We start from the raw sequence: 10,478 nt of genomic DNA on the forward strand, positions 1-10,478 counted from the left end.
GAGGAATTTTTTGGTGTTGCTGAATTGAGGTGTGAAAATCAAAAACTCCATTTCTCAAACTCTCACTCTTTATCTACTTTCCCTGTCTCTATTTTCTTCTGGAGGTTTTAAGTAATCCCTAACATTCTATTTACTTGTTGTAATGGTAATGGTTTACGTTCGATATTTTGGAAACATTCAATATTTTTTAGTTGTATGTAAGCAGTTTTGAAATTACTCGTTTTTAATAAAACAATGTCTTGATAAACTGCTTCTTGGGGAATTTTGATTTCTATTACCAAGTCTTGTAGTTGATTTTGGCTGATAGCTATATTCAAATATTTCAAAAATACTTCTCTTTTTTTGGAACGAACAGTTACCAAGTACCAGTTATCAATGCTTTTTTCTGATGGGTTTGAATCTATGGTTTCGATTTGTGACATAATTGAAGGTCTGACTTTTTTGAATTTATTTAAAGAGGAATTTCAAAACCTGATTTGTTTGATTAATTGATCATGGAAATCCTAATCACCCAAATCACGGTTCTGACTTATTTAACCAATATTTGTAAGCTGCATAAGCTAGGGTGACTACTCCTGTCATAATAGCAGATTCATCAACTTCAAATTGTGGATGATGCAGGGGATGATTAATTATTCTCTCTTCATAGCCTACACCCAAGCGAAACATTGCACCAGGGGCGTGTTCTAAATAAACAGAAAAATCCTCTGCACCCAAGGATGGTTCTGGTAAAATCTGTACACGCTCATTAGTCCACGCTTCTTCGGCTGCTGATTGTAATAACTGCGTTAGCGTATTATCGTTTTGGACACTAGGTACACCCTGACGATAATTAACTTGATATTTCGCATTATAAGAATTACAAACGTTAGCTACTATCTTCTCAATCCAATCTGGTAAATTATTACGGGTTTCTGGATGTAGCGATCGCACTGTCCCCAATAATTGTACTCTATCAGCAATTACATTTGGCGCTCTCCCACCACTTATTTTACCAATACTTAATACTACGGGACGTAAAGGATTTTGGGTACGACTAATTGCTTGTTGTAATGATGTAATTACTTGTGATGCAATCCAAATCGCATCTATGGCTTCATGGGGACGCGCACCATGTCCAGATTCACCAATAATAATAATTTCTAAATCGTCTGCTGCGGCTGTTAACGCACCATAACGAATACCAATCGAACCTGCGGGAATGGAAGGAAAAACGTGCAACCCTAAAATGGCCGCAACATTATTCATAACTCCATCTTTTACCATCCAATTTGCACCTTGAGCTATTTCTTCTGCTGGTTGAAATATAAACCTCACTTTTCCCCCCAATTCTGAGGCAATCTGGGAAAGTACCATCGCTGTTCCCAAACCTACTGTAGTATGAATATCATGACCACAAGCGTGCATAACTCCGGGAATCCGAGAAGCATATTCTAAACTTGTACGTTCTTGAATAGGTAAAGCATCCATATCAGTGCGAATTGCCAGTATATTATCACTAGATTGTGTCCCTTTTAATTCACCAATCACACCTGTTCTGCCTATTCCCTCTTCTACGTGCAGTCCATTGGCAGATAATACACCAGCAATAAAAGCAGCGGTTTGATATTCTTCTCCGCTCAATTCTGGATGTGCATGAATATGTCGGCGAATTTCGACTAATCGAGATGATATACTTGTTGCTAATTCTTTGATTCTGTTTAGCATGGAAATAATTATCATGTAATTAACTGATTATTTCATCATAGAGAAGTGTTTGCACCTAAAATGCTACTGACGTAACAAGAAAAGTTAGAAAATTTGCTACTTAAGTAAATCTCAAATATAAAGAAATAATTAAGAATATACAAAAATTATATAAATTGTTATTACAGAACTATGCAAATGGGAACAAAGAGTGTACATTAGTGTCAACTTGAGTATACCGAAAGATTTATAGTCTACCAATTATGAGATACCTCTGGTTCACCACAAAATGAACCAGGGGTATCTGTGTTTTGGTGAGGTTTTTTTACCTCCAACCTAACCAACGTAAACAAGGACTAATTAAGTAATAGCTGATACTTAAACAAAAACTAATTAAGATACTCACAAGACTAAAAAAACCTAGAGGTGAAAATATATCAAACCCTTGCGGTTCTCTGGAAAAATGAAATAAATGTAGTCCTAATCCTAAGTTAGTGAAAACACTGATCAAATAAGCACTAACCAAACCAGGAATTACAGTATAGACTATTTTATGAGTGCGAATACCTAAACCTAATGTCAGTATGGGAAGTGATATCAAAATCCATATTACCAAGTTTTCACTATGACTTTGAGTGGGAATGAATTGACAAGCTATCCAGCCTAAACTATAACCAACAAAACCCATTAAAGCAGAAACGAGAAACCGTCGCTTTTGTCCAAAACAACCTGACAAACTTAGTCCCCAAGCTGTTCCCAAACCTGCAAAAGCGTAGACTATGGTTTCTGCGGCTATGTACGGTTGATTTTTGACCAGTGTTGGTAATTGATAGGCTAGTAATTCTAGCCAGCGATCGCCTAAACTGCTATGATAAGCCAGAATACAACCAATCATAGTGGCTATTCCTGTGGAAATACTAGTCAAAATCATTACCCAAAAAGTCACCAAACAAGCAAATAAAAACTTAAATATTCCCCGAATAATAAATAAAGTTGTATTACCTATAGCTTGGAAAAATTGAGTGACTAATTTCACTAAATATTTACTAATGCGGGTAAATAATCCTTCCTGTGGTAATGGGGAAGCAATCTTTAATAATCTTTTGTGAATAATACCTGCGTGTGCTGGACGCGATCGCACATCATCCTGTACCATTTCATCTAGCAAGTCTGCTAAATCTGGTTTAATCTGACAATAATTACGCCACCGTAATTTTCCGGTCAGACTGTCTTCCAATTCAGGTGGATATTTACCCGTTAGTAATTGAATCATAGTCCGTCCTAAAGCATAAAAATCTGCCGCAGGACCGACATTACTACCATGAATTTGTTCTTGAGGACTATAACCGGACGAGTATAAGCGCGTGGAGGTAGAATGGGATTTTAAAACTGAACCACTAACTTGTTTAGCGCCCCCAAAATCAATTAGGACTAACTTATCATCTTTGAGGGGTTTAGCGGGGGTAGAGGTCCGTAACATTAAATTAGAAGGCTTTATATCTCGGTGAATAATTTGGCGCTTGTGTAACTCCTGTAAAATCTCTATAGCTTGAATAAACCAACATAAAACTAAATCTTCTGGACAACCTTGGGGGTAATTTATTAATACTTCCTCTAAAGTGTAGCCATAGATTTTTTCCATCACCAAACATGGTAATTGAAGGGGTTGAGGATTGATCAAATTAACTTGAAAATACCCATCACCGTCAACTTTTGGCACACCATTAATACGGAAATTACTTAAAACTTCCGCCTCTTGCATGAACAATTCAAGGGCTTTCGCTGAAGTATCTACAAGCACCTTGAGGACTTTTTCTGTTTGTGTCTTTTCATCCCAAATTGTATAAATTTGAGCAAATCCCCCTGATCCTAGTGGTTTAAGAGGGAAGTAACGTTCTAACAAATGCAACTTTGCGCCACAACTGTTACAAAATTTGTTTCCCCAGGGTTGAGGATAAGGACGTTGACAATGAGGATTTATGCAGTGAACCGCACTCTGAGTTATCTGGGTCAAAACCACGAAAATACAAAGGCTGGATTGATTTTAGCGTCTCTTGAGGGTTATGGATAGGGTTAAATCAAAATCATGGCAAAAAATTGACATAAACACAGACCATTCAAATCAATTCAGATCAGGAATGATGGGTCTGACCCCCTATTAATTATCCCGTAAAATGTGATTTTAAAAGATTAATAATCAAGGAAAAAAAATTTCAGAAAAATGCCAAATTGGCAACCATGGTTAAATAAACCAGGCTACATTATATGAGACAAGCAAAAACAAGGGATTGTTAAGAGGTTGAATCAACTAACATAAATCTCTTGTAGAGATTGTCTAAAAAATCAATAGAATTAGTATTTGCTGCATAGGAATACCTGCTAAATATAGGCGTTATCGTTAACCTGCAAATTACCCCCCTAATTAACGGGTTTCGTCTATATGAATAAATTCCTAAACGCTTCAGCAGCAAATGGTAGAGTGGGAGAGAAAGGCGCTTGGTAATGCCTCCTCCCACTCTCTTTTTCTGGGTAGTTTTTCCTCACATAGAATTGGTATTACCCAACAACCAATTTAAATGCCGTGGCAATAATGTTGCTAAATCATAATTATTGATTATAGTCTTTCTGGCGGCGGCGCGAATAGGAATCATATCTGGGGAATTGTCTAAAGCCGCGTTGACTTTGTTAGCAATTTGTTGGGGAGAAAAGAAATCTACCAACAGTCCATTTTTACCATCTTCAATTACTTCTAGAACTGGTGGAGTATGAGAAGCTATTAATAAACATCCTGTAGACATGGCTTCTAACATTGACCAGGATAAAACAAAAGGACGGGTTAAATAAATATGGGCTGAAGAAGCTTGTAAAACTTGGAGATATTCATGATAAGGTAGTCTACCAGTAAAGTGTAATCTGGATAAATCCAAATCTAACTTCTCTAACATTAATTGTTTATAGGTTTTACCATCTGGTAGAGTTTTTCCATAAGCTACCCTATCTTCCCCCACAACTACAACATGACAATTTGGTCGTTGTTGTTGAATTAATGCTACTGCTTCCATGAACTGAGGAAAACCGCGATAAGGTTCCATTCCCCTACCTACATAGGTTACTAATTCTGTAACTTGAGAAAGGTCAAGATTAATGTGGGGTAAAACTAATTTAGCATTTGACTGGGGTTGAAAAAAATTAGTATCAATCCCATCGTGACAAACACTGATTTTACTATGATATTCCAAGGGAAATTGTTGCCGTTGCCAATGAGTAGGAGAAAGACCACGATGACAATTATATAAATCAATTAAAATCGGGGCATTTTTCACACGAATACGACATAAATCATCTGCATTTAATGGTTCACTGGGATCAAAATCAGCATCAGAACCGCGACCATGATAAAACCATTCAAAGAAACATAATAATTCTGCTTTGGGGAAAATTTCTTTCATAAATAATGTCGGACCCCAACCAGAATGACCGTAAATTATATCTGGAATAAAACCTTGTGTTTTCAGGTTTTCTGCCATTCGATATACAGCTTGTCCAGTGATCACTGCATTTTCTAAATTACGAACATAATGATGGGTTTGGGGTGCAGCTTGACGGGAAGGTTGATAAATGGCTTTAAATACGCCAGGTATTGTTCCTTCCTGACGATTAGTGCCGAATACAATTTGGTAATTGCTATCTTGGGCTAAAGCTGTCGCTAAATGGCGAAATTGAGCGGGAAAGTTGGGATGTAAGAATAAAATCCGTTTGGGAATTGTCGCAGCATTTTTCATACAGGTAAATACTTATCTTTGAGTCAATGTGATACTTATTTTATAATACATTACTGCCATTTTATTTTGATCGTGATATAGGAATCCGGTTTGATTCTGTGAATTTACTTGTGTGGTCAGGGAACAGGGAACAGTGAACAGGGAACAGGGAACAGTGAACAGGGAACAGTGAACAGGGAACAGTAAAGACAGAATTGATACCTACTGATTCTTGTATGGCTACGCCACGCAAGCTATCAAAAATCAAATATTATTCCTATAATACCCATTACCCATTACCCATTACCTATTACCTATTACCCATTACCCATTAGAACATCCCTATATTCTTGATTATTTATTATCCGTCGTCATTTTTTCCTCAAGAGGTTTAAAAGTCTTTTTAGTAGCGCCACAAATAGGACAACTCCAATCATCGGGAATATCCGTAAAAGCTGTACCCGCTACAATTCCCGAATCAGGATCACCAATAACAGGATCATAAATCATGCTACATTGTCTACAAATCCATTTTTGAGTGTGAGGATCTTCACTTATTACTCTGGTGACAGTTTCTCCACCATTTAATACTTCTAAGGCCTCAAGATAGCGATCTGCATGATAATTTTCAATGAATTTGAGTAACCCAAAACGGTGGGCTGCGGTGCGAAATGTCTGAGCATGATCACTAGATTCTTGAGCTTGGTTGAGAAATTCTGCCGCTGCTAAATCATCTCGATCTTTTTGGGCAGCGGCCGCAAATTGGGGATACATTGTAGTGTATTCATAGGTTTCACCTTCTATGGCTAAAGATAAACAACGAGAAATTATTAATCGTTTTTGTTCATCATTTAAAGTAGCGGCATTTTTAACTACAAGTTCAGGATGTAATAATTCAAAATGTGCGAAAGCGTGTTCAGTTTCTTGATCTGCTGTTTCTTTAAAAAGTTTTGCTAAATCGGCAAAACCCAATTGACGCGCTAGTGCTGCAAAAAATAAGTATTTGCGATTTGCCATTGATTCACCAGCAAAGGCAGATTCTAAATTTTGTAGTGTGGTAAAATTTGATAAATCCATAATTTTGAATGCCTGGGAAGTATTTTTTTATGTCTTGGTACAGGATTTGAAAATTGGCTCTTTTCACTAATTTCTCAAGTATTCATAGAATAGTGATCAGCCCATTTTTAATGATCCAGTTTTTTCGGCTATTTCAGGATAATTATCAAACTCAAAATCTTTAATCCTGGTGTAATTGCTTGAGGCGGTTCAGGAAATTATAAACTGGGATAATAGATAATAAATATATTTTTTCAGGATTTAGTGTATGCAAATGTGGGTTAATTTCTGGGTTTTTTTGTAAATCTGGATTGGTTATAAATACCAGACCAAAAGATACTAAATTTGTATGATTACTGTTTATAATTGTATGACCTCAAACCCATCAAAACTAGATGCCAAGGCGTTTTTTGCCTCTTTGATTTCTAGTTACCAAGAGATTTTCAAGAGATTTTCAAGAGATTTTCAAGAGATTTTATTTTTCTAAGCGCACCGCATACCAGTGTAAATATTTTCCTGGTCCAACATCTAAATTACAACTTGTATTTAGTAAATATTGTGCTTTTTCGGCGACAGACTGGAATTTTTGTACATCCGGCGGTAAATCTTGATCTGAAAGTTGTGATACAATTTCCTCTAGTTTTGTTAATAACTCAGCCGCTGTGAGAAATTGTTCTGGTTGATTTGTTTCCAAAACAACGAAATCGTCCTCATGATACATTAATGAATTTGGCATTTTTCGTAATGGGTAATGGGTAATGGGTAATAGTTTTACCACTGACAACTAACTAATAACTAATAACTAATTAACTAATAACTAATGACTACGATGGATATACTGGCAAAGTAAAATGAAACCAGGCACCACCGTGGGGAGATGAATCCACCCAAATTTGACCGTAGTGAGCGCGGATAATGCGTTGACATAAACAAAGACCAATTCCATATCCATCTACGTTTTGATCGCGTTGGAGACGGAAAAGATGCTCAAAAATGCGATCGCGGTTCTCTTCAGGAATACCAGGACCGCTATCACCAATACTAAATTCCACTTTTTGCGTGGTGCGATGTAGTCCCGACAAACTAATAATACCACCCACAGGTGTATATTTGATGGCATTATCTAAAAGATTAATTAGTGCTTGCCTAATGCGGTCTGGATCTGCATACACTAATGGTAAATCTTGGGGAATATCTGTTTCTATAGTTTGGGATTTGCTAATATAGCGATCGCTCAATTCCTCTAACACCTCTAAACACAGTTCCCCTAATTGTAACCTTTGTGGTACAATGGGCAACTCTGTATCTTCACCAAACCCTACTTGCAAAAGATCAGCAATCATCCGATCAATAATCCGTGTTTGTGCGCGGGCTTGTTTTAATAAATGCAGTGCCATCCCTGGTTTTAAGCGGGGAAATTCCCCTGTTTCTGGATTGTAATTAGATTGAAGAGTTTCAATAGCGATCGCCGCAGCCGTGAGGGGATTGCGTAGATCATGGGCTAAAATGGCAATGACACGGTTTTTAAACTGTAGCTGTTCTTGTAGTTTCTCCTTTTCCTGCTTCAGCCGAAAAATTTCATCTGAGAGTTGAATCAATGCAGATGAAGTAGCAACAGAATGTATGGTATGCTTAGATGATATTAACTGGCTATTTTCATCCAGACGTTCTTGTAAATCCTCCTGTAATTTCAAAAATGTATCCACTGTGGTTTGCCAACGTGGCCACCAAGTTTTTAACTGCGGGATGATATTAGTACCAGCGATGGTTTGTTGTGGTTCTGGATGAATTTTCACCAAAGCTGGAGTTGCTATTAACTTAAAGTGTTCCGCTAAATAAGGCTGTTGTTCAACATCAATAAGTTGTAATTCAAAATTATACACAGCCTCTAATTCTTTTAAGTAAGCGCGAATTTGCTGTACTTGTTGTCGAGACTTAGGTCGTCCATCAACAAACAGCAACAATTGGAGTGGAGCCTCAGAATAGATAGGCTGATCCTGGGAAACTTGCATGACATCTTGTTTCAGCACTGGTAACAACCTGGCGACGCTTTACAGAAAATAAAACAGAAAATAAAATGAACTAACGTTGGTTCATAGCCGTTGTTTTTTCCAATTTAATATCTATTTTAGATTTTTCCTACTGTAGTCCGATCTCGGTTTTTGACATCAGACGAATTTTTGCGGAATTTTGCCGACTTTTGCCTTGATTTTTACACCTATTAACCCGAATTTCCCACTAGATGCCCAGAAAATCGAATTTGTCCTTTACCTGTTGTTAAAAATGCTAAGGTTGAAGGTGAAAATCAATTTGTGATTTCTTTGTGTTTCTCCGTAACTACCCTGCTGCTTTCTTGAGTTTAGCTGTTTTACTGTCTTCCTTAACAGCTTGTACTAACAATCCATCTGCCAAAAACTTGGAACAGTCATTGGCTGCCGATCCTCGGCTGCAAAATACTCCTGTTCCCTTTGCTAAACCGACTAATCAGCAAGTAACACCAGACCCAAACACATCAACAATTAAGTTACCGGCTGATTTTCCCCCAGAGATACCAATTTATCCCAATGCTGAATTAGAAGAAGTTACACCAGCTAATTCTGAAAATAAAATCTCTATTCGTTGGCAAAGTGCTGATCCTAGTAATTTAATTACCAGCTTTTATCGTCAACAATTTCAGGCTCAAAATTGGCTTGTCCAACAGCCAGAAGACGATGTGCAGGGTACTTTTACAGCCAGACGTAATGATTTACTCATTACTGTGACAATTCAGCCACAAACTGTCACCAAGGCTGCACCTAATCAACCCCAAACAGCGACGAAATTATTAATTGAATATTCGTCTCATTCCCAAACTACAGCCACTAATTCAGTCACCTCCCCAGATAATCCCCAATTTGTAGGTCCGGTATTGCCTAAAACCAATAATACCAAAATAGTCACCCAACCAACTAGCAAATCGGAAACTTTAGCCACCTCAGAATTTATTGATATACAGAAAGTACCCCCGGAATGGCGATCGCATATACAAGATTTAGCGTTATTAGGCGTATTCTCTAGCGACCCCAAAACCACTCAAGAGTTTCTACCTGATAAAATCATCACCCGTCGAGAATATGCTCGCTGGTTGGTTAATGCTAATAATACCATGTATTCTAATAATCCAGCCAAACAAATTCGGTTAGCATCCCCTAGCACTCAACCAGCTTTTAGGGATATTCTGTCTCAAGATGGTGATTTTCCCTTGATTCAGGGATTAGCAGAAGCGGGTTTAATTAATAGCATTTTATCAGGAGATGCAACGGCGGTTTTATTTCGCCCTGACGCGCCTTTAACGCGAGAACAATTACTATTATGGAAAGTTCCTTTAGATACCCGCCAAGCCTTACCTAGTGCTAATTTAGAAGCTGTTAAACAAACTTGGGGATTTCAAGATGCAGGTAATATAGAACCAAAAGCATTGAAAGCCATTTTAGCTGATTTCCAAAATGCTGAACAATCAAATATTCGCCGCGTTTTTGGCTATACAACCTTATTTCAACCAAAAAAACCCGTAACTCGTGCAGAAGCCGGTGCAGCTTTATGGTATTTCGGTACTCAAGGTGAGGGAATTTCAGCCACAGAGGCCTTAAAGTTGAAAAACTAAACCAATAACTCAAGTTGCTAGTTATCTAGTTGAGGCTGGTAATGGGTAATTGGTAATGGGTAATTGGTAATTGGTAATGGGTAATGGGTAATGGGTAATGGGTAATGGGTAATTGGTAATTGGTAATGGGTAATTGGTAATTGGTAATTGGTAATTGGTAATTGGTAATTGGTAAAACGAAAGGTAAAGTTACCCAAAACCGTTCGGCTGACGCTCCTTTCCTGTTCCCTGTTCCCTGTTCCCTGTTCCCTGTTCCCTGTTCCCTGTTCCCTGTCACCTGTCACCTGTCACCTGTCACCTGTCACCTGTCACCTGTCACCTGTCACCTGTCA

General features: G+C 37.8%; 9 protein-coding genes. 1 reads left to right on the forward strand and 8 read right to left on the reverse strand.

All coding sequences use genetic code 11. The features are described 5' to 3' along the window. Positions 1 to 107: 107 nt before the first annotated feature. The 7 genes from ACIR131C_RS0105835 to ACIR131C_RS0105865 form a co-directional block, all read right to left on the reverse strand. The gene (locus ACIR131C_RS0105835) at positions 108 to 422 is read right to left on the reverse strand and encodes a hypothetical protein (RefSeq protein ID WP_028089441.1); all 315 of its coding nucleotides are present in this window, start codon (positions 420 to 422) and stop codon (positions 108 to 110) included. Positions 423 to 516: 94 nt separating this feature from the next. Further along, positions 517 to 1,707, reverse strand: a complete 1,191-nt coding sequence (locus ACIR131C_RS0105840) for a M20 family metallopeptidase (protein ID WP_028089442.1) — start codon at positions 1,705 to 1,707, stop codon at positions 517 to 519. Between the two features lie 304 nt (positions 1,708 to 2,011). Beyond that, positions 2,012 to 3,706, reverse strand: coding sequence for a protein kinase domain-containing protein (locus tag ACIR131C_RS0105845; protein WP_081677167.1), 1,695 nt, complete (start codon positions 3,704 to 3,706; stop codon positions 2,012 to 2,014). A 520-nt stretch (positions 3,707 to 4,226) separates the two neighbouring features. Further along, a complete protein-coding gene (locus ACIR131C_RS0105850) occupies positions 4,227 to 5,468 on the reverse strand; it encodes a glycosyltransferase family 4 protein (protein WP_028089444.1) in 1,242 nt (413 codons plus the stop codon). Positions 5,469 to 5,801: 333 nt separating this feature from the next. Beyond that, complete coding sequence (locus ACIR131C_RS0105855; protein ID WP_028089445.1) at positions 5,802 to 6,524, reverse strand: rubrerythrin family protein; 723 nt, start codon at positions 6,522 to 6,524, stop codon at positions 5,802 to 5,804. Between the two features lie 454 nt (positions 6,525 to 6,978). Then, positions 6,979 to 7,239, reverse strand: coding sequence for a CRR7 family NDH-1 assembly protein (locus tag ACIR131C_RS0105860; RefSeq protein ID WP_028089446.1), 261 nt, complete (start codon positions 7,237 to 7,239; stop codon positions 6,979 to 6,981). Positions 7,240 to 7,327: 88 nt separating this feature from the next. Next, entirely contained in the window at positions 7,328 to 8,533 is a 1,206-nt protein-coding gene (locus ACIR131C_RS0105865; protein WP_196811734.1) for a histidine kinase, read from the reverse strand. Between the two features lie 293 nt (positions 8,534 to 8,826). Here ACIR131C_RS0105865 and ACIR131C_RS0105870 point away from each other — a divergent pair, with 293 nt between their 5' ends. Then, a complete protein-coding gene (locus ACIR131C_RS0105870) occupies positions 8,827 to 10,146 on the forward strand; it encodes an S-layer homology domain-containing protein (RefSeq protein WP_028089448.1) in 1,320 nt (439 codons plus the stop codon). Positions 10,147 to 10,171: 25 nt separating this feature from the next. Here the strand turns inward: ACIR131C_RS0105870 and ACIR131C_RS26635 are convergent, their stop codons facing one another. After that, positions 10,172 to 10,423: a hypothetical protein gene (locus tag ACIR131C_RS26635; protein WP_231395400.1), complete on the reverse strand. Its 252-nt coding sequence runs from the start codon at positions 10,421 to 10,423 to the stop codon at positions 10,172 to 10,174. Between the last annotated feature and the right edge of the window lie 55 nt (positions 10,424 to 10,478).

The organism is Dolichospermum circinale AWQC131C (assembly GCF_000426905.1).
Taxonomy (GTDB): Bacteria; Cyanobacteriota; Cyanobacteriia; order Cyanobacteriales; family Nostocaceae; genus Dolichospermum; species Dolichospermum circinale.

Excerpts from the sequence above, each read along its gene's own strand:
- ACIR131C_RS0105835 (WP_028089441.1), bottom strand. The coding sequence starts at position 422 with ATGTCACAAATCGAAACCATAGATTCAAACCCATCAGAAAAAAGCATT.
- ACIR131C_RS0105840 (WP_028089442.1), bottom strand. The coding sequence starts at position 1,707 with ATGCTAAACAGAATCAAAGAATTAGCAACAAGTATATCATCTCGATTA.
- ACIR131C_RS0105850 (WP_028089444.1), bottom strand. The coding sequence starts at position 5,468 with ATGAAAAATGCTGCGACAATTCCCAAACGGATTTTATTCTTACATCCC.
- ACIR131C_RS0105855 (WP_028089445.1), bottom strand. The coding sequence starts at position 6,524 with ATGGATTTATCAAATTTTACCACACTACAAAATTTAGAATCTGCCTTT.
- ACIR131C_RS0105860 (WP_028089446.1), bottom strand. The coding sequence starts at position 7,239 with ATGCCAAATTCATTAATGTATCATGAGGACGATTTCGTTGTTTTGGAA.